Origin of the sequence: Rhodococcoides corynebacterioides, assembly GCF_019834675.1 — a bacterium.
In the GTDB taxonomy this organism is placed as follows: Bacteria; Actinomycetota; Actinomycetes; order Mycobacteriales; family Mycobacteriaceae; genus Rhodococcoides; species Rhodococcoides corynebacterioides_A.
The window spans coordinates 82,391-102,067 of the sequence record NZ_JABUBU010000010.1 but is presented as its reverse complement, the minus strand read 5'-3'; the positions used below and the strand labels follow the sequence as shown (position 1 = coordinate 102,067).

Annotated in this window: 17 protein-coding genes; 11 read left to right on the top strand and 6 right to left on the bottom strand. The window is 71.8% G+C overall.

All coding sequences use genetic code 11. The annotated features are described in order from the left end of the window. Window positions 1-48 precede the first annotated feature (48 nt). The 9 genes from HQ603_RS12240 to HQ603_RS19125 are packed head-to-tail and all read left to right on the top strand — an operon-like array spanning window position 49 to window position 9,804. Window positions 49-996: a WecB/TagA/CpsF family glycosyltransferase gene (locus tag HQ603_RS12240; protein ID WP_308126497.1), complete on the top strand. Its 948-nt coding sequence runs from the start codon at window positions 49-51 to the stop codon at window positions 994-996. Beyond that, window positions 989-2,047: a Gfo/Idh/MocA family protein gene (locus tag HQ603_RS12235; protein ID WP_222684801.1), complete on the top strand. Its 1,059-nt coding sequence runs from the start codon at window positions 989-991 to the stop codon at window positions 2,045-2,047. Before HQ603_RS12240 ends, HQ603_RS12235 begins: the two co-directional genes overlap by 8 nt. Further along, window positions 2,044-3,051 (top strand): NAD-dependent epimerase/dehydratase family protein, encoded by a 1,008-nt coding sequence (locus HQ603_RS12230; protein WP_222684800.1) that lies wholly within the window; start codon window positions 2,044-2,046, stop codon window positions 3,049-3,051. Before HQ603_RS12235 ends, HQ603_RS12230 begins: the two co-directional genes overlap by 4 nt. After that, complete coding sequence (locus HQ603_RS12225) at window positions 3,048-4,181, top strand: DegT/DnrJ/EryC1/StrS family aminotransferase (protein WP_222684799.1); 1,134 nt, start codon at window positions 3,048-3,050, stop codon at window positions 4,179-4,181. Before HQ603_RS12230 ends, HQ603_RS12225 begins: the two co-directional genes overlap by 4 nt. Then, window positions 4,178-4,849, top strand: coding sequence for a PglD-related sugar-binding protein (locus HQ603_RS12220; protein ID WP_308126496.1), 672 nt, complete (start codon window positions 4,178-4,180; stop codon window positions 4,847-4,849). The genes HQ603_RS12225 and HQ603_RS12220 overlap by 4 nt, the downstream gene beginning before the upstream one ends. Continuing rightward, a complete protein-coding gene (locus HQ603_RS12215; RefSeq protein WP_222684798.1) occupies window positions 4,846-5,985 on the top strand; it encodes a DegT/DnrJ/EryC1/StrS family aminotransferase in 1,140 nt (379 codons plus the stop codon). The genes HQ603_RS12220 and HQ603_RS12215 overlap by 4 nt, the downstream gene beginning before the upstream one ends. Before the next feature lie 5 nt (window positions 5,986-5,990). Further along, window positions 5,991-7,430 carry a lipopolysaccharide biosynthesis protein gene (locus tag HQ603_RS12210; RefSeq protein WP_308126495.1) on the top strand — a complete coding sequence of 480 codons (1,440 nt, stop codon included), beginning with the start codon at window positions 5,991-5,993 and terminating at the stop codon, window positions 7,428-7,430. After that, window positions 7,427-8,713 carry a glycosyltransferase gene (locus tag HQ603_RS12205; protein WP_222684796.1) on the top strand — a complete coding sequence of 429 codons (1,287 nt, stop codon included), beginning with the start codon at window positions 7,427-7,429 and terminating at the stop codon, window positions 8,711-8,713. The genes HQ603_RS12210 and HQ603_RS12205 overlap by 4 nt, the downstream gene beginning before the upstream one ends. After that, window positions 8,710-9,804, top strand: a complete 1,095-nt coding sequence (locus HQ603_RS19125) for a glycosyltransferase (protein WP_222684795.1) — start codon at window positions 8,710-8,712, stop codon at window positions 9,802-9,804. The genes HQ603_RS12205 and HQ603_RS19125 overlap by 4 nt, the downstream gene beginning before the upstream one ends. On the opposite strand, the gene HQ603_RS12195 is transcribed toward HQ603_RS19125, so the two are convergent. Both HQ603_RS12195 and HQ603_RS12190 read right to left on the bottom strand, forming a co-directional pair. Next, the gene (locus tag HQ603_RS12195; RefSeq protein WP_222684794.1) at window positions 9,752-10,498 is read right to left on the bottom strand and encodes a hypothetical protein; all 747 of its coding nucleotides are present in this window, start codon (window positions 10,496-10,498) and stop codon (window positions 9,752-9,754) included. The genes HQ603_RS19125 and HQ603_RS12195 overlap by 53 nt on opposite strands. A gap of 2 nt (window positions 10,499-10,500) precedes the next feature. Then, the gene (locus HQ603_RS12190) at window positions 10,501-11,811 is read right to left on the bottom strand and encodes an O-antigen ligase family protein (RefSeq protein WP_222684793.1); all 1,311 of its coding nucleotides are present in this window, start codon (window positions 11,809-11,811) and stop codon (window positions 10,501-10,503) included. A 236-nt stretch (window positions 11,812-12,047) separates the two neighbouring features. On the opposite strand from HQ603_RS12190, the gene HQ603_RS12185 reads away from it, so the two are divergent. Further along, the gene (locus tag HQ603_RS12185) at window positions 12,048-13,334 is read left to right on the top strand and encodes a hypothetical protein (protein ID WP_222684792.1); all 1,287 of its coding nucleotides are present in this window, start codon (window positions 12,048-12,050) and stop codon (window positions 13,332-13,334) included. Between the two features lie 45 nt (window positions 13,335-13,379). On the opposite strand, the gene HQ603_RS12180 is transcribed toward HQ603_RS12185, so the two are convergent. The 4 genes from HQ603_RS12180 to HQ603_RS12165 all read right to left on the bottom strand — a co-directional run bounded on the left by HQ603_RS12180 (window position 13,380) and on the right by HQ603_RS12165 (window position 18,088). After that, window positions 13,380-15,119 (bottom strand): glycosyltransferase family 2 protein, encoded by a 1,740-nt coding sequence (locus tag HQ603_RS12180; protein ID WP_222684791.1) that lies wholly within the window; start codon window positions 15,117-15,119, stop codon window positions 13,380-13,382. Then, on the bottom strand, window positions 15,116-15,781 hold the full coding sequence (locus tag HQ603_RS12175; protein ID WP_308126494.1) for an acyltransferase: 666 nt from the start codon (window positions 15,779-15,781) through the stop codon (window positions 15,116-15,118). The genes HQ603_RS12180 and HQ603_RS12175 overlap by 4 nt, the downstream gene beginning before the upstream one ends. Before the next feature lie 86 nt (window positions 15,782-15,867). Then, entirely contained in the window at window positions 15,868-16,740 is an 873-nt protein-coding gene (locus HQ603_RS12170) for a MaoC/PaaZ C-terminal domain-containing protein (RefSeq protein WP_222684790.1), read from the bottom strand. A 1-nt stretch (window position 16,741) separates the two neighbouring features. Further along, a complete protein-coding gene (locus HQ603_RS12165; protein WP_222684789.1) occupies window positions 16,742-18,088 on the bottom strand; it encodes a 3-oxoacyl-ACP reductase in 1,347 nt (448 codons plus the stop codon). Window positions 18,089-18,230: 142 nt separating this feature from the next. Here HQ603_RS12165 and HQ603_RS12160 point away from each other — a divergent pair, with 142 nt between their 5' ends. Next, window positions 18,231-19,532 (top strand): acetyl-CoA C-acetyltransferase, encoded by a 1,302-nt coding sequence (locus HQ603_RS12160; RefSeq protein WP_222684788.1) that lies wholly within the window; start codon window positions 18,231-18,233, stop codon window positions 19,530-19,532. The last annotated feature ends 145 nt before the right edge of the window (window positions 19,533-19,677 follow it).

Genomic DNA, 19,677 nt, shown 5'->3' with positions numbered 1-19,677 from the left:
GAGGTGAATTCCGAACCGCGCCACCGTCGTTCTCTGCCGAGGTGCCCCGTGAACCGTTCCGCCATCGCCGACGCTCGTCCCGTCTCGGTGCCCACCCCTCGCACTCCTCTCGCCCCCGCTCCGTCCGCTCCTGCCGCGACCGCCCCGGCCCGACCCGCTCCCGGCCGGACCGCCCGCATGGACATCGCCGGCACCCGGGTCGATCTGTGCGGCACTCCCCACGTGTTGTCCGTTGTGGCGGAACGACTCTCGGGCGGCAAGCCCCTCGCCATCGGGTCGGTCAACCTCGATCACATCCACCACTTCGGGGGCATCGAGCGGTCGCGCCTGAACCTGCCGACGGAGCGGCCCACCCACGAGTGGTTGCTGCTCGCCGACGGGCAACCCATCGTCGACCGGGCGCGCGACCTCACCGGCACCCAGTGGCCCCGCCTGACGGGTGCGGACCTGCTGCCCCGACTGCTCGAACTCGCACGGGCGGAACGGAAGTCGGTCGGATTCCTCGGGGGCACGCCGCGCGTGCACGAGCACCTGCGGACCACGCTGGCGCGGGACTACCCCGGTCTCGCGGTCTCGGGGTACTGGGCACCGGATCGCACCACGGTCGAGGACGACGTGTTGGCGGACGACATCGCCGAACAGGTCCGCGCGGCCGGCACCGACGTGCTGGTGGTCGGGCTGGGGAAACCGGTGCAGGAGGTCTGGATCGAACGGTTCGGCGACGACACCGGGGCTCGGGTGTTCCTGGCCTTCGGCGCGGCCGCGGACTTCCTCTCCGGGGACGTCGCTCGGGCGCCGTCGATCATGTCCGAGCACGGGCTCGAGTGGCTGTTCCGGCTGGTCCACGAACCGCGTCGGCTCTTCCGCCGCTACCTCGTGCAGGGACCGGAGGCCTGGCTGCGCCTGCGCGGTGCCTACCTGGTGGCCGATTCGGACCCGTCCGCCGGCCGGCCCGTCGGCGACGACGCGCCGCGGGTTCGGAACGCTCGTGGCTAGGCCGTTGGGCGTCGCGGTGATCGGCGCCGGCTACTGGGGACCCAACCTGGCGCGCAATTTCCGCGCCCACCCGGCGTGGGACCTGGTGGCGGTGTGCGACCGGGACCGCGCCCGCGCGGAGAAGGTGGTGGGCGCCCGGTCCACGGTGGAGGTGTGCACCGACGTCGAGGCGGTCCTGGCTCGGCCGGACGTCGACGCCGTCGCGATCGCCACTCCCGCGGCGACGCACGCGTCGATCGCTCTCGCGGCGCTCGAGGCCGGCAAGCACGTGGTCGTGGAGAAGCCGCTGGCACCGGACTCGACGGATGCGTCGAAGATGGTCCGCGCCGCACGGGACGCCGGCCGCGTGCTCATGATCGACCACACCTACTGCTACACCCCGGCGGTGCAGTACATCCGCGACGCGATCGCGAAGGGCGCGCTCGGCCGCATCCTGTACCTCGAGTTCACGCGCATCAACCTCGGTCTGATCCAGCCCGACGTCGACGTGCTGTGGGATCTGGCCCCGCACGATCTGTCGATTCTCGACGCGATCCTGCCCGGTGGGCTCGCGCCCACCAGAGTGTCCGCGGTGGGCTCGGATCCGCTGGGGGCGGGCAAGGCGTGCGTCGCGCACCTCAACCTCGACACCCGCGACGGCGCCACCGTGCACATCGCGGTGAACTGGTTGTCCCCGACCAAGATCAGGCAGACGGTGATCGGCGGTACCCACCGCACCCTCGTGTGGGACGACCTCGATCCCGCGCGCCGCATCTCCGTACACGATCGCGGCGTGCAGATCGGCCCCTCGGGGCCGGACCTGCGGGAGCGCTCGGCCGTCTCGTACCGCCTCGGCGACATCACCGTTCCGGCGCTCGAGGAGCGGGAAGCGTTGTCCGCCATGGTCGGCGAGTTCGCCGCGGCCATCCGTGAGGACCGGCCGCCGGCCACCGACGGCATCGCCGGACTGCGCGTGCTCTCGGTCCTGGAAGCGGCGTCGGCCAGCGCCGCCGATCACGGCCGGCCCGTCCGGCCGCGCCACGTGAACGCCGAGAACGGAGACATGGAGTGACCGACACGACCGCACTCGTCGGGGCGTCCGCGGTGGTGACCGGCGGCGCCGGCACCATCGGATCGACCCTCGTCGACCAGCTTCTCGACGCGGGATGCGCGTCGATCACGCTGGTGGACAACCTCACTCGCGGCCGACGGGACAATCTCGCGCACGCGCTCGCCGACGGCCGGGTCACCCTCGTCGAGGGGGACATCCGGGATCGCGACCTGATGCACGACGTCACGCGCGGCACCGACCTGCTCTTCCACCAGGCCGCCATCCGCATCACTCAGTGCGCGGAGGACCCGCGACTGGCACTCGAGGTGCTCGTCGACGGTACGTTCACAGTGATCGAAGCGGCGGTGGACAATCGCGTCGGCAAGGTGGTCTCCGCGTCGTCGGCCTCGGTGTACGGCCTGGCGGAGACGTTCCCGACGACGGAACGCCACCACCATCACAACAACGACACCTTCTACGGGGCGGCCAAGTCGTTCGGCGAGGGGATGCTGCGGAGTTTCCGGGCGACCGCGGGACTGAACCACGTCTCGCTCCGGTACTTCAACGTCTACGGCCCCCGCATGGACGTGCACGGCGTCTACACCGAGGTGCTGGTGCGCTGGATGGAGCGCATCGCGGACGGGCGTCCGCCGCTGATCTTCGGCGACGGCGCGCAGACCATGGATTTCGCGTTCACGGAGGACATCGCGCGGGCGAACGTGCTCGCCGCGGCGAGCGACGTGGTCGACGGGGTCTACAACATCGGCTCCGGGCGCGAGACGAGCCTGCGCGAGTTGGCGGACGCACTGCTGCGGGTCATGGGGTCCGATCTCGGCATCGAGTACGGGCCCGAGCGGGCGGTGAACGGCGTGACACGGCGCCTCGCCGACGTCACCGCCGCGGCGGTGGACCTCGGCTACACGGCGTCCGTGGACCTCGACGAGGGGCTGCGTCACCTGGTCGACTGGTGGCGCCCGCGGCGACACACGATGGACACCACGGCCGTCGCGGCGGCCTCCCGATGACGCGCGTCGACGTCATGCGCCCCTTCCTGGGCGCGGAGGAGATCGCGGCGGTCACCGCCACGCTCGAGTCGGGGTGGCTGGCGCAGGGACCGAAGGTCGCGGAGTTCGAGTCCGTGTTCGCCGCGCGCATGGACGCCGCCCACGCCGTGGCCGTCAGCAGCTGCACGACCGCGCTGCACCTCGCCCTCGTCGTCGCGGGCATCGGGGCGGGGGACGACGTCGTCGTGCCGTCGCTGTCGTTCGTCGCGACGGCCAACGCGGTGCGCTACGTGGGGGCGAGGCCGGTGTTCGCCGACATCGACCGGCTCACCGGCAACGTCACCCCGGACAGTGTCAAGCGCGTGCTCACCCCGTCCACCCGCGCCGTGATCGCGGTGGATCAGGGCGGGGTTCCGGTGGATCTCACCGGGATTCGCGCGTTGTGCGACCCCCTCGGGATCGTCGTGGTCGAGGACGCGGCCTGCGGGGCCGGGTCCACCCATCGCGGCCGGCCCGTGGGCGCGGGCGCCGACATCGCCGCGTGGTCCTTCCACCCGCGCAAGATCCTCACCACCGGCGAGGGCGGCATGATCACGACGTCGAACGGGGAGTGGGCCGCGCGGGCGCGGGCGCTGCGGGAGCACGCCACCAGCCGCTCGGCGGCGGACCGGCACCGCGTGACGCTGCCCGCGGCCGAGTCCTACACCGAGGTCGCCTTCAACTACCGGATGACCGACCTGCAGGCTGCCGTCGGGGTGGTCCAGGTGGGGCGCCTGGACGAGATCGTGGCCCGGCGCCGGGAGTGGGCGCAGCGCTACCGCGACGACCTCGCCGCCGTCCGCGGGCTGCGCTGCGTCGCCGACCCGGAGGACGGCACCGGCAATGCGCAGTCCTTCTGGGTCGAGGTGACCGAGGCCGCGGCGCGTGACCGCGACGGCTACCTCGAGGCGCTCGCCGCACGGGACGTCTCGGCCCGTCGCGGCATCATGGCGATCCATCGCCAACCGGCGTACGCCGAGTCCGACGCCGTGGTCGGCGACCTGACGGTGACCGACCATCTGACGGACAACACGCTGATCCTGCCGCTGTTCCACGCGATGACCGAGGAGCAGTACCGCCGCGTCGTCGACACGCTCACGGCGTCGTCGTGAGCCCGCTGGCACCGTCGGCGCGCAGGCTGGTCCTGCTCGCCGCGTCCGGACTGGCGCGGGAGGTGCTGAGCACCGTCCGTGCCGGCGAAGCGGACGAGGTGGTCGCCGTGCTCGACGACGACCCGGATCGGTCGGGGGTCCGGGTCGGTTCCACGACGGTCGTGGGGACCACCTCGGCCGCGGCGTCCTTCGCCGGGTGCCACTTCGTGATCTGCGCCGGCTCCGGGGCGGCGCGGGCCGCCGTCGCCGCACGCCTCGCCGCCGTCGGCATCGGCCCCGAACGCTTCGCGACGATCGTCCATCCGTCCGTCGACGTGCCCGCGGGATGCCGTGTCGGCGCCGGGTCGATCCTGTTGGCGCACACGGCGATCACCGCCGACGTGACCGTCGGGGATCACGTGGTGGTCATGCCCAACGTGACCCTCACGCACGACTGCGTCGTCGAGGACTACGCCACCCTCTGCGCCGGCGTCGCCCTCGGCGGCGGTGTCCGCATCGGGCGCGGCGCCACGCTGGGGATGACCAGCTCGGTGCGCGAACACCGGCGCGTGGGCCGCGGCGCCGTGCTCGGCATGGGCGCCGTCGCACTCGACGACGTTCCCGACCACCAGACCAGAGTCGGATGTCCCGCCCGACCGATCGTCCCCGCGTCCCGAGGAGCAGCATGACCGTCCCCTTCGTCGACCTCGCCGCCCAGCAGGCCGAGATCCACGACGAGATCGTCCCGGCCGTCGAGGAGATCCTGCGCACGGCGGCCTTCGTCGGCGGTCCGGCCGTGGCCCGGTTCGAGCGCGACTACGCCGCCTTCGTCGGCGTCGACCACTGCGTCGGCGTCGGAAACGGCACGGACGCCGTCGAACTCGCGCTCCGCGGCGTCGGCGTGGGCCCCGGTGACGAGGTGATCCTGCCGGCCAACACGTTCATCGCCACCGCCGAGGCGGTGTCCCGGATCGGCGCCGTCCCGGTCCTCGCGGACGTCGACCCGGCGTCGCTGCTGCTCGATCCGGACGACGCGGCACGGGCGGTCACCGACCGCACGGCCGCGATCGTCCCGGTGCACCTCTACGGGCAGACCGCCCCGATGGAGGAGATCACCGCGGTGGCCGCAGCACACGGTCTCGCGGTCGTCGAGGACGCGGCGCAGTCGCAGGGCGCGCTCCGGTCCGGCCGCGCGGCGGGATCCTTCGGCCACGCCGCCGCCACGAGCTTCTATCCGGGCAAGAACCTGGGCGCGGCCGGGGACGCGGGTGCCGTGCTCACCGCCGATCCCGCGGTGGCGCAGCGTGTTCGGGTCCTGGCGGCGCACGGCAGCGCCCGCCGGTACGAGCACGAGGTGATCGGGCTGAACTCGCGTCTCGACGCCGTCCAGGCCGTCGTGCTGTCGGCGAAACTGGCCCGCCTCGAGAAGTGGAACCGCGCTCGGCAGGACGCCGCGGAGCGCTACGCCGCGCTGCTCGGCGACGCCGACGGCCTCGAGCTGCCGACGTCGCTTCCCGGCAACGACGACGTCTGGCACCTCCACGTCGTCCGCACCGACCGTCGGGACGAACTGGCCGCGGCCCTCGCGGCGGCGGGCATCGGGACCGGAATCCACTATCCGACACCGATTCACCTCACGCCCGCGTACCGGGGACTCGGCCTCGGACCGGGGTCCTACCCCGTCGCCGAGCGGGCCGCGCGGCGCATCCTGTCGCTGCCGATGTTCCCGCACCTCACCGCGGAACAGCAGGACCGGGTGGCCGAGGTGGTGCGGCGCGTGTGCGCGGGGACGGCGGGCGCACGTCGCGCACCAGCCGTGCGGTGATCGCCGTGTCGACCGCCGAGGACGTCGGACGACGTGCCTCGCGGGCGTTCGGCTGGAGCCTGGCGAACACCGCACTCGCCCGCCTCGGCACGGTGGGGATCGGGATCGCGCTCGCCCGGATGCTCGGACCGGAGTCGTTCGGCGCGTTCGCCGTCGCGACCGTGGCCCTGCTGGCCGTCCTGAGCATCAACGAACTGGGGATCTCCCTGGCGATCGTGCGATGGCCGGGCGACCCGCACCGTATCGCGCCGACCGTGGCGACGTCGTCGATCCTGTCGAGTGCCGTCCTGTTCGTCGGGTGCCTGATCGCCGCCGCACCGTTCGCGTCGGCGATGGGCGAGCCGTCGGCCGCGCCCGTCGTCCGGGTGATGGCCGTGTGTGTCCTGATCAACGGTGTCGTCGCGGCCCCGGCGGCGCTGATGCAGCGCGAGTTCATGCAGAAGGAGCGCATGATCGTCGACCAGACCGGCACCTGGATCGCGGCGCTCGTCTCGATCGGGCTCGCGGTCGGCGGCGGCGGAGCCATGAGCCTGGCCGTCGGACGGGTGGTCGCATCCGTGGTCACGGCGGTGTTGTTCTGGCGGATGGCTCCCGGTGGTCGGCGTCCGGGGCTCGATCCGGCCCTCGTCCGCCCTCTCCTCCGATTCGGGTTGCCGCTGGCCGGCGCGTCGGCGGTGGTGTTCGCCGCCGGGTACGCCGATCAGATCGTCGTGGGAACGACCCTGGGGGCGACGGATCTCGGCTTCTACGTCCTCGCGGTGAATCTCGCCTCGTGGCCACTGGCGGTGATCGGCACGCCGTTGCGCTCCGTCGCGCCCGCACTCTTCGCCTCGATGCAGGACGATCGTGCCGCTGCGGCCGAGATGTTCGGCCATCTCGCCCGCCTGACCGCGGCCGTCGTCCTGCCCCTGTGTGTCGTGCTCGCCGTGGCGGCGGATCCCGTCGTGGCCTTCCTCTACGGTCCCGAGTGGGAGAGATCGGCCGGAGTGCTGGCGTGGATGGCGGCATTCGTGGCCGTCCGGACACTGCTCGAGCTCTCGTACGACTACCTGGTGGTGATGCGCCGGACCGGCGCCCTCCTGGTGGTGCAGCTCTGGTGGACCGGTCCGTCCGTCCCGTGCCTGCTCCTGGGGGCTTCGCTGGGCGGAATCGAGGGCGTCGCGGTGGCGCAGGTGATCTCGGTCGTGGTGTTCGCCGTTCCGGCCTACCTGCAGCGGTTGGCGGCGGCGGGGGTCGATCTCCGGCGCTCGGCCCGCGGGCTGGTGGTTCCCGGCGCGGTGACCTCGGCGACGTGGGCGGCGGCCGCCGCTCTGCCCGACGGCGGTGGGGCGTTCCTTCGCTGCACGGCAGCAGGATTCGTCGCTCTGGCAGGCACGGCCGTCGCGGTCCACGGCGTGCGGGACTCGGTGAGACGGGTACGAGAGACGAAGGTGGAGCAGTCGTGAGAATCCTGGTGTATCCGCACGATCTCGGTCTGGGCGGAAGTCAGCTGAATGCCATCGATCTCGCCGCTGCGGCCGCCGAGACGGGGCACGAGGTGTGCGTCTACGGCGACCCCGGTCCGCTGGTGGACCGGGTGCGCAGCAAGGGCCTCGAGTTCGTGGCGTCGCCGTCCCCACGCCGTCGGCCGTCGTCGGCGGTGGTCCGTCACCTGCGCGCGACGTTGCGCGAACGGCGGGTGGACGTCGTCCACGGGTACGAATGGCCACCGGTTCTCGAAGCCACCCTGGCCTGCGTCGGGACGACCGCCCGGCCGTTCGCGACGGTCATGTCGATGGCGGTCGCCGACTTCCTGCCGCGGACGGTCGATCTGGTCGTCGGGACCGAACGGATCGCCGCGGTCGAGCGGTCGAGGGGGCGACGACGCGTCGACGTCCTCGAACCACCGGTGGACCTGAGGGAGAACGTGCGGGACACCGCGTCCGGCGTCGCCTTTCGCCGGAGATGGGGCATCGGACGCGACGCCACACTGGTGGTGTCCGTCGCGCGTCTGGCGCACGAGCTCAAACTCGAGGGGACGCTCGTCGCGATCGACGTGGTGGCCGACCTGGCCGCGACGACGGACGTCGTGCTGGCGCTGGTCGGTGACGGACCCGCGCGTGCCGAGGTCGACCGACGCGTCGCGGCCGCGAATGCCCGCGCCGGCCGTCGGGTCGTCGTCACCACGGGCGCCCTCACCGATCCGCGTCCCGGCTACGCCGCCGCCGACATCGCTCTCGGGATGGGCGGATCGGCGTTGCGCGCCATGGCCTTTCGAACACCCGTCGTCGTGCAGGGTGAACGGGGCTTCTGGCGGACCCTGACGCCCGAGTCGGTCGACGGCTTCCTGTGGGAGGGCTGGTACGGGGTCGGTCGGTCCCCCGACGACGGTGCGCGTTATCTGCGGGCCGAGCTCGGTCCGCTCCTGGACGACGCGCGTCGTCGCGCCGAACTCGGCGCGTTCGCCGCGTCGGTGGTCGCCGAACGCTTCTCCCTCGAGGCCGCGGTCCGTCGGCAGGTGGCGCTCTACACCCGAACCCTGGAGCGGGCCACCACCGTGTCGGGAGCGATTCCCGACGGCGCGCGCAGCGCGACGCTGTTCGGGGAGTACGAGGTGCGACGGCAATGGAACCGGCGGCGGGGTCGCGCCGCGGTCGACGACTTCAACACCGTCGGGATCGACGACTCCAACACCGTCGGGATCGACGACTCCAACACCGTCGCGGATCCACGACCGGTGCGCGCGTGATCGTCTGGTACGCCGGTGCGTGCTGGGACGGCATCGTCGGTACCGACCGATGCCTCGTCGAGGAGGTGGCGCGGCACGAGCCGGTGGTGTGGGTCGATCCCGTGGTCTCCGTTCTGCGTGCGCGAGGCCGCCGAGCGACGGTGACGTCTCCGCATCCGAACGTGCAGCGCATCCGCGTCGTCGGTCCGCCCGGCGTGACCAGACCGGGTGTGCGTGCGCTCAGTCGGGCCCTGCGGGACGCTGCCGTGGCGCGTCACCTCCGCCGCCACGGGCACGGCGACGTCGATGTGGTCGCCGCGTCGCCCGACGGACTACCGACGCTCGCGGCGAGGAGAACGCTCTTCTATCTGACCGACGACTGGGTCGCGGGCTCGACGATGATGGGCTTGTCCCGGTCGTTCGTGCAGTCCCGCGTCGCGGCTGCCGTACGCGGCGCCGACGTGGTCGCCGCGGTGGCTCCGGACCTCGTCACGGCGGCGCGGGCGCAGCGGTCGGATCCTCACGCCGTCGTTCTGCTGCCGAACGGGTATCGCACCGAGCATGCCGTCGACCCCCGGACCGCCGAGGTGGCGCCGGCCGGCCGCGCCGTCCTGTCCGGACAACTGAACGAGCGGCTCGACGTCGCCACCCTCGACGCGATCGTCGACCGGGGTGTCGAGGTCGAGGTCGTGGGCCCGCGGACCGACCGCGATCCGGCGTTCTCCGCCGAGCTGAGCCGGTGGCTCGGACGGTCCGGCGTGCGGTGGCACGGCACGGTCTCGCCGCCGGAACTGCCGCACCGTCTCCGTGCGGGCCGCGTGGGGCTGGTCCCGTACGCGAACTCGGAGTTCAACCGGGCCAGCTTCCCGCTCAAGACCCTGGACTACCTCGGCGCCGGGCTGCCCGTGGTGTCGAGCGATCTGCCGGCGTCGCGCTGGTTCGAGAGCGACCACGTGCGCGTCACGACGGGTCCGCAGCAGTTCGCGGACGGGGTCGCGATGCTGGCGCGCGCCACGTCCACCCCCGAGGAGATGGACGCGCGCGTCGCGCTGGCGACTCTCAACGGCTGGGACGCGCGGGCACGATCCGTCCTGGCGTTGCTCGGCCGGTGACGGTCGCCTCGCGCGCGCGGGGCGACTCGTGCACGCTCCCCGGCTCGCGGCGCGGACGCCCGGCTCGATCCGTCGGGTCGAGTGCCCGGGCGACCGAGATCGCGGCGATCAGCAGCACCACGCCACCCAGTCCGGCCACGGCGGAGGTACGGAGGCGACCCGAGACCTTCTCGGTCGCGGTGGACGCCCGGTTGATCGTCTGCACGGTGATGAGGGACGTGTCCGATGCACCGTTCACGAGCTGGACCTGGCGGATCTGCTGATCGAGGATCTCCCCCAACCGCTGTGCGGTCCGCACCGCGACCGCGGGGTCCGCGGCCTCGGCGGTGACGGTGAGGATCTGCGTACTGGTGGCCGGTCCGGACGCGACGACGAAGTCGGTGGAGAGGTTCTCCGATCGGAGCATCCCCGTGACTTCGTCGGACGCGAGGCGGGTCTTCCCGACCTGGAGGACGAGTGTGGGATCGGCGGACCTGAGGTACGGGTTGTCCGCGATCGCGGTCGATTCCGGCAGTCCCGGGACGCCCACCGTGCCCGGCACGGCCGGCGTGATCATGGCGTAGCTGGACGTCGCCTGATAGACGCGCGGGCCGAAGAACAGGGCGCCGGCGAACAACGCGACCGTCAGAACGACGAACGGCAGCGCAACCCATTTGTGGCGCAGCAGGGTTCGCAACGCGGCGTGCGGATCCATGGTCATTCCTCCGTCGGGGTGGTGTGAGCTGGGCGCACAGGCCCACGGTCGGGGGGTCCGCATCGAGTCGGTGCGGTGCGTCGCGCGATGAGCCAGACGGATCCGGACAACCCCACCAGGACCGGCCACACGATGCGGAACACCGGGAACGACAGGGAATCGAACACGGCGGAGGACACGGCGGCGACTGCGCACCCCGCGGCGACCGCGGCAGCCAGGAGCCGCAGCTCCGGATCGCGTGCCCAGCAGGCGACCGTCCCGGCGGCCACGATCGGCAGCACCAGGACGGCGACCAGGGCGAGGGCTCCGGGCACCCCGGTTTCCACCGCGCTGTGCAAGTACTGGTTGTCGAGGAGATCGAGGGCGTTGTCGGGCAGATACGTCGCCGGCCCGATGCCGAACCAGGGACTGTCGGCGATCATCGCCTGCACCCGGGGGTAGTTGTTGACCCTCGTCGCCAGAGAGGGGTCGGTGGAGGGATCGGCACCGATGCTCGACGCCAGCGTCGCGATCAGGCCGGGCACCGCGACGAAGACTCCGACCACGCACGTCGGCACCACGATCGCGGCCCAGCGACGGGCGTGGCGGGGCAGGAACGGGACGGTGATCGCGGTGGCGACCACGAGACCGAGTACGGCCGACCTCGAGACCGTCAGCACGCACGCCACGGTGACGAGCACGCACGGGAGCCACCGCGCGACGCGTCCGGCGGACCGGTCGACGAGCGCACGCCACACGGCCAGGGGCAGCACCATCGACGTGACGACACCGAGTTCGATCGGCGTAAAGGTGTTCCCGGCGACCCGCGTCAGGGTGCCCCGTTGCTGGAAGGTCGTCTGGCCGCCGTTGTCGACCATGCCGACCATCACCGACCGGACCACGTCCAGCGGGTCGACCCGAAAGACGAACTGCCACAGTGCGACAGCCGACGTCACGGTGGCACCCACGATCACGGTGCGCACCAGGACGAGCGCGCGATCGGTGCTCGTGACGGTCTCGGCGGTCACGCAGACGATGGCCGTGACGGCCAGCAGGCCGAGCAACCATCGGTCGGCCGACGCTCTCGCCGTGGTGTCGGCCCCGGTCATCCGGAGGTAGGACAGGATCGTGGTCAGCCAGAACAGGGTCAGGCCGATACGAGCGGGATGACGGCAGCCGATCGCGTCGTGGCCGTTCCACAGTGCGGACGCGGCCCAGACCCCGAACAGCACCAACGCGACGATCATGGCCACGTAGCCGCTCGCCCCGAGCGGCTCCAGGACCATGTTCGCGGGGAGCACGAGAGCGGTCAGGACGGTCAGACGCAGCAACACGGGTACGGAACCGGTTGTCGTCCCGAAGTCGGACGTCGTCCCGCACGGCCGCGTCAGCAGCATGAGCGACCTCGGCTTCTCGGGGAGGGGTGGATTCGGCGTATCGCACCGGGGTGCGCCGATGCACCGACGCTACCGACGCCGACGGTCGAGAACGACCATTCGGTCGGATGAACTTCGCTCTGCCCGTTCGTCTTCGGCGCCGCCGGCTCGTAGTCTCGACACGGAGGTGGTACATGGTGCACCGCACGCGACAGGCCGTCGTCGTGGCCGCCGTCGTCACGCTCGTCGTCACGTCCTGCGCCGAACCGGAGCACCCACGCTCCGCCGCGTTGCCCGACTCCGTCACTCTGCGCGAGGTCGACGGCGGAGCCGACTTCTACGGCCGATTCTCCCCGTCGCTTCCGGCCGGCGCCGACTTCTTCCCCGTCGGTCTCTGGGCGAGCTCCGTGGTCGACGACACGCGGTGGCCGATCTATCGAGCATCCGGGATCACCACCTACGTGGAACCGACGCCGGACTCCGATCCGACTCTGGTCGCCGACGCCGGGATGACGGTGCTCTCGTCCTGGGGAGACGGCACCAACGGCCGGTTCACCGCGGACGAGGTCGACATGTGGGCCGGGCCGGGCGAGGCGGCCTGGACCGGGCGGTTCCCCGGGGACGGGGACGTGTGCGAACCGGTGACGGCCAAATGCGGGTACACCGTTCTGGACACCCTGGCGTCCACCGCGGACGAGAACGCCCTGACCTACGGCAATTTCGGCAAGAGCGTGCTCTTCTGGGGCACGGACGAGCAGTCGCGCCGATTCGTCAACGACTATCAGGACGTCGTCTCCGCCGATGCGTACTGGTTCACGGACCCGAACATCTGCGGCGCGACGGAGGGCGGTGTTCTCCTGGCGGGCGGGACCGCGGTGCCCGAGGCCTCGTGTCGTCGCGCGGAGAACTACGGCGCGACGGTGGACCGGGTGCGCGGTCTCGTCGACCCGCCGGGCAGCAAGCCGGTCTGGGCTTTCGTCGAGGTCGGCCGTCCGTTCGAGAATTCTCCGAGCTCGATCACGCCGCGGGACATGCAGGACGCGGTGTGGAGCAGCATCGTGCACGGTGCGCGGGGGGTGGTGTTCTTCAATCACAGCTTCGGCGGTGACTGTCGGTCCCAGCACGTCCTCCTCGACTGCGACCCCGCCATGCTCGAGGCCGTCGCGACCACGGCCGGCAGGCTGCGCGACCTCGCTCCCGTCCTCGCGGCCCCGGTCGCCGACGGTCTCGTCGTCGCGTCCTCCGTCGACGTGACGGCCCGGTACTCGGGCGGTGACCTCTACGTTCTCGCGGCGACCCCGCGCGACGGGGGCCGAGTCTCCCTGGAACTCGCGTGTGCTCCCCGGTCGCCGATCGAGGTCGTCGGCGAATCCCGCACGGTCGTCGCGGGGCCCGACGGCGAGCTCGAGGACGACGTCCCCGGCGGCCTGCACGTCTACCGCACGTCGGCACGTGAGTGTGTGTCGGAGCCGGGGCACTAGCTGTCGTCGCCGGGGGTCCGGCGCGCAGGGCGGGCGGGCCGGGAGTCAGCCCCGGCTGGTCTCGTCCCGCACCCACCCGCGGTCGCGCCGAGCCGCCACCCGACCCGCCGTCGCGATCGCGACGTACACGGCCGCGTCGAGGGCGCTCACCGGTCCGCGAACACTGCGGGCGAGGGTGGACAGCGAGGATCGGGCATCGGTGGTGCGCGGCACCGCCGCATTGCCCCGCAGGCTGCGCGAGAGCACCGCGACGAGGGCGCGGACGGTCCGCGGGACGGCCACGACCACGGGGTCGGTGTCCACCACCGTCTTCTCCCCCGCGGTGAACAGGCCGTCGACCACGACGTCGTCCGCCACCACGTCGGGGAACCGCCCGAGCCGCCGGTGTCCGGTCTCGCCGAGCGCGTAACACCCGGCGCCCCAGAGATGTCGGGAGAACTCGGGGACGCGGGAGCGGGCGGCGTAGAACCGGCGTACCGGCAACGACGCGTGGCGGGTGTCGTAGACGAAGGGCGGCCGGGCGGCGAGCACGCCGCCACGGACGGCCGCCAGGACGTCGAGCACCGCCCGCGGGGTGACGACGATGTCGGCGTCGAGGTAGAGCCGCGGCCAGAACATCGCGGTCGCGTCGGCGGCGTTCATCGCGTCCGTCTTCGACGCGGCATCCGTCTCGAGCACCGTGATGCCGGGTACGGATCGGGCCAGATCGGCTGTGCCGTCGGTGCATCCGTTGCACGCCACGATCACCTCGACCGTGCCGGTGCGGGCGAGCCGGGACAGCGGGGCCAGCGTCGCGGCCAGTACCGCGGCCTCGTCGTGGGCCGGAATCACCACGGTGCCGGAGCCGGCGTCGGCGGTCGGTGGTCGGCGCCGGGCGCGCGGCAGTCCACGCCACCGGGACCGATCGAGCACCACCCGCAGCGTGGCGCGGTGGTGCGGTGCGGAGGACCGGGCCAGTTCCGCCGTGACGATCAGTCCCCGGAACACCGTCGCCCACAGACGTCCGTGGTGCTTCTCGGCGTAGCGGATCTTGTTCACCGTCAACAGATCCTGCAGAGGCTGCGACGTCCCGGAGCCGGCGCCGAGGTGGGTCACCACGGCCTCGGGGACGAAGCGGATGCGGCCGAGTCGGCGCAGGCGCCGGAAGTAGTCGGTCTCCTCGGAGTAGAGGAAGAAGTTCTCGTCCCAAGGCCCGGCCGCGCGGGCGACGCCGGCGTCGATCATGACCGCCGCGCCCGTGGCCCACTCGATGTCGTGGGAGATGCTGTACGCCAGCGGGTCTCGGACCGTCTCGCTGGACCATCGCGGTCGGTGCGGGAGGTAGTGCCCCACCGCGGCATCCACCGCGGTGGCCACGAGGCGTGGTTCGCGGCGCAGGGAGTGGGACACCGCGCCGGTCGCGTCGGTCAGCGACGGCACCACGGCGACCACGCCGGGCTCACGCAGCGCGGCGAGCAGTGCGCCGACGCACCCGGGGGCGACGACGGCGTCGGGGTTGAGGACCAGGACGGCCGGGGATGCTCCCGCGCGCGCCGTTCCGAGGTTGACCGCCGCGGCGTACCCGGTGTTGCCTCCGGCCGGGACGAACTCCACGCCGGGGAACGTCGCGACCACGGCGGCGGTGTCGTCCGTCGAATCGTTGTCGACCACGACCACGTGCAGTGCGACGAAACGGCTTTCGCGATGCAGGCTCTCCAGTAGATCGCCGACACCGGCGCCGGACTGGTAGGTCACCACGACCGCCGTCACGTCGGCGTGGTCGGCGGACGCGAACCCCGGGCTCACGCCGAACCCGCGGAAGAAACGGCCGGTGCCGCCGGACCGGACGTGCGGGGGGTCGCGGGCACCGGGCCCTCGTCCGAGAGGCGCCATCGCCGTCCGCAGTCGCACACCCCGGAACCGGGGAGACGACGCCCGCACCGGCATGCCCAGCCGATGCGGCGGCCGGGGTTCCCGACCACCACGGCGTGCGGGGCGACGTCGCCCGTCACGACGGCGCCGGCGCCGACGAACGCGTCGTGTCCGATGCGCGTCCCGCAGACCACCACCACCCCGGCGCCCAGCGTGGCGCCGCGCTCGACGACCGTGCGCGACAGGGCGTCGGGGCCCTTCTTCACGTGCGCCCGCGGGTGGACGTCGTTGGTGAACACCACGGCGGGGCCGAGGAACACATCGTCTTCGACCGTGACGCCGTCGAAGATCAGGACGCGGTTCTTGACCGTCACCCGGTCGCCGAGCACGGCGCCGCCCTCGACGTAGGCATGGTCGCAGATGTTGCAGTCGGCGCCCACGACGGCACCCGGCAGCACGTGAGCGAAGGCCCACACGCGGGTGCGCGCACCGACGGTGTCGCTCTCGCACAGGCCGGCGGGATGGACGACGGGCGGCGCGGACGCAGTGAGGGCGGGCGCGGGCGACGCCGGCACGGACGCAGTGAGGGCGGACACGAGGCCGACGCTACGGTCGTCGTGTCCGCCCTCACCAGTCGTTCGGTGGGCTGAATCCCTACCCGGTGATCAGGGCAGGGTGCCCGTCAGCGCAGGGTGCCCGTCAGGAACGGGTAGCCCTTCTTCGGGTGCTTCAGGGCCAGGTCCCACCGGCCACGGTCACCCGCCTGGTCCGCGTAGACGTTGACCTTCGCCGGCAGCACGATCGGCTTGCCGAACTTCACGGAGTACGTCGTCCGGTCCGCGATGCGGCCGTCGACCGCCCCCAGCACGGCCGCGGCACTCCACATCCCGTGGGCGATGGTGCGCGGGAACCCGAAGGCCTTGGCGCCCAACGACGAGACGTGGATCGGATTGCGGTCACCCGACACCGCGGCGTACTTCGAGATCACCTTCTGGTCCGGACGCAGCGTGGTGAGCGGCGGCGGCGGAACCTCGTCGGCCGGCGGCGCTTCCCGCGGCCCGCCCGACAGCGAGGTCTTCTGCAGCGACAGGAACGTCGAGGTCTGCCGCCACACCGTCTCGCGGCCGACGGCCACCTCGCTGACCAGGTCGATCAGCAGACCCTTGCGGTGCTCGCGCAGATTCTCCGCGTGCACCGTGAGGTCGAGCGGCTCGAGCACCGACACCGGACGCAGGCTCTCGATCACGTTCTCCGCGTGCACCGAGCCCATGGCGGCGAAGGGGAAGTCCTTCGACACCATGAGCGACATGACCGTCGGGAACACCAGCGTGAACGGGTAGGTGACGGGGAGCGCGTCGGTCAGGCGCAGCCCGGTCACCCGGCAGTACGCCGCCAGATTGTCCGGATCCACCTGCACCCCGGCCAGTTTCAGCGTCGTGCTCGGCACGGACCGGGTCCGCTTGCCGCCGCCGATGATCGGCACCGAGTCGAGCGCGGCGCGCGCGTAGACGTCCCGGATGCGCGGGGGCGCATCGAGCGTGATCACGTCACCCACGTCAGGCTCCGATCAGGGACTGACCGCACACGCGCACGATCTGGCCGGTCACGGCGTTGGAGGCGGGGCTCGCGAAGTAGGCGATGGTCTCGGCCACGTCGACGGTCTGGCCGCCCTGCAGCAGCGAGCTCATCCGTCGTCCCGCCTCGCGCGTCGCGAACGGGATGGCGGCGGTCATCGCGGTCTCGATGAAGCCGGGTGCCACGGCGTTGATGGTGATGTTCTTCTTCGCCAGCTCGGGAGCCTCGGCGTGGACCATGCCGATGACGCCGGCCTTCGACGCGCCGTAGTTGGTCTGGCCGCGGTTGCCCGCGATGCCGGCGATGGAGGACACGTCGATCACGCGGCCGCCCTCGTTCAGCGTGCCGGACTTCACCAGCGACGACGTGATGCGGTGCGGCGCAGCGAGGTTGACACCGATGACCGAGTTCCAGCGAGCGTCGTCCATGTTGGCGAGCAGCTTGTCGCGCGTGATGCCGGCGTTGTGCACCACGATGTCGAGGCCGCCGTGACGCTCCTTCACGTGCTTGGCCAGGACGTCGGCGGCGTCGGGCGAGGTGACGTCGAGGGCGAGCGAGGTTCCGCCCACCTTGTTGGCCGTCTCCGACAGTGCCTCACCGGCGGCCGGGATGTCGGCGCAGATGACGTGGGCGCCGTCGCGCGAGAGGACCTCGGCGATGGTGGCGCCGATGCCGCGCGCGGCGCCGGTCACCAGGGCCACCTTGCCCTCGAGGGGCTTGTCCCACGACGCGGGAGCGGTGGACGAGTCCTTGCCGACGGCGATGACCTGACCGGACACGAAGGCGGACTTGGCCGAGAGCAGGAAGCGCAGGGTGGACTCGACACCCGACAGGTCCGGTGCGGCGTCGGAGGAGACGTAGACCAGCTGCGAGGTGCCGCCGCGGCGCAGCTCCTTGCCGACGCTGCGGGTGAAGCCCTCGAGCGCACGCTGGGCGATGTGCTCGTCGACCGAGGAGGTCTCCTCCGGGGTGGTGCCGAGCACCACGACGCGGCCCGACGGTCCGAGACGCTTGATGTTCGGGGAGAAGAACTGGAACAGCTGCTCGAGCTCCTCGATCGACGCGATGCCGGTGGCGTCGAAGACCAGGGCGCCCAGCTTGTCGTCGTGCGCGCTGGCGACGGGGTAGTCGGACAGCAGGACGCGCAGGGGCTCCGCGAGGCGGCCGCTGCCGCCGATCAGGATCGGTCCGGCGAGCGGCGGCTCACCCGGCCGGTAGCGGCGCAGCGTCTCCGGCTGCGGCAGTCCGGCCTGCTTGGCGAGGAACGCGCCGGGCGCCGAGGACAGGAACTGCGAGTAGAGGTCGGGGGCTCCCTTGGTGGCTGCCATGTCTCACCTTCGTGTCTCGGGGAATGTCGTGTTTCGCGACTTGTCGGGTGGTATCGACAAGTAACTTACCGGTGAGTAAGAATAGAGTCCACGACGATGCGGCCACAAGGCCGTACCCTCCGCGCACAGGGAGAACGAAGCAGTGACCAGTACAGAGAAGCGCCCCGTCGCGATCCTCGGTGGCAACAGAATTCCGTTCGCCCGCTCCAACAAGGCGTACGCGAACGCGTCCAACCAGGACATGCTGACCGCCGCCGTCGACGGTCTGGTGAGTCGGTTCAACCTCCAGGGCGAGCGGCTGGGCCTGGTCGGCGGCGGTGCCGTGCTCAAGCACCCGCGCGACTTCAACCTCACCCGCGAGGTGGTGCTCGGCAGCGCGCTCAGCCCGTACACCCCCGCGTTCGACCTGCAGCAGGCCTGCGGCACCAGCATGCAGACCGTGATCGCGGTCGGCGACGCCATCGCGGCCGGCCGCATCGAGTCCGGCATCGGCAGCGGCGTGGACACCACCTCCGACGCCCCCATCGGCGTCAACAACGAGCTGCGCGAGTTCCTGCTCTCGCTCAACCGCGCCAAGAGCACCACCGATCGCCTGAAGCTGCTCGCGAACGTGCGCCCGTCCATGCTGGGCATCGAGATCCCGCGCAACGGCGAGCCCCGCACCGGCAAGTCCATGGGCGAGCACGCCGCGGAGACCGCCAAGGAGTTCGGCATTCGCCGCGAGGACCAGGACGCCCTCGCCGCCGCGAGCCACCGCAACATGGCCGCGGCCTACGATTCCGGGTTCTTCGACGACCTGATCACCCCCTACCTCGGGCTGACGCGTGACGACAACCTGCGCCCGGACTCGTCGGCGGAGAAGCTGGCCAAGCTCAAGCCGGTCTTCGGGACCTCGCTGGGCGACGCCACCATGACCGCCGGCAACTCCACGCCGCTCACCGACGGCGCGTCGGCCGTCCTGTTGTCGAGCGACGAGTGGGCCGAGCAGCACAACCTCCCCGTGCTGGCCCATCTGGTGGACTCCGAGTTCGCCGCCGTCGACTACGTCCACGGCAACGGCTCGTACAAGGACGGCCTGCTCATGGCCCCCACCTACGCCATCCCGCGTCTGCTCGAGCGCAACGGCCTCACGCTGCAGGACTTCGACTACTACGAGATCCACGAGGCCTTCGCCTCCGTGGTGCTGGCCACGCTGCAGGCCTTCGAGAGCGACGAGTACTGCAAGGAGCGCCTGGGCCTCGACGGCGCCCTCGGCTCGATCGACCGGAGCAAGCTCAATGTGCACGGCTCCTCCCTCGCGGCGGGTCACCCGTTCGCCGCGACCGGTGGCCGCGTGGTGGCTACGCTCGCGAAGATGTTGTCGCAGAAGGGGTCCGGCCGCGGCCTGATCTCCATCTGCGCTGCCGGCGGTCAGGGGATCACCGCCATCGTCGAGGCCGCCTGACCGGTTCTCGCGCACACGAAGGGACCCGGCAACGAGGGGTGGCCGGGTCCCTTCGTGCTGCCCGGACATGCGGCCGCTGTGGCACCATGGGCCGCGTGCAGCGGTGCCGGGGCGAGAGTGGGGTCGACCGGAGTACTCGGCCGGT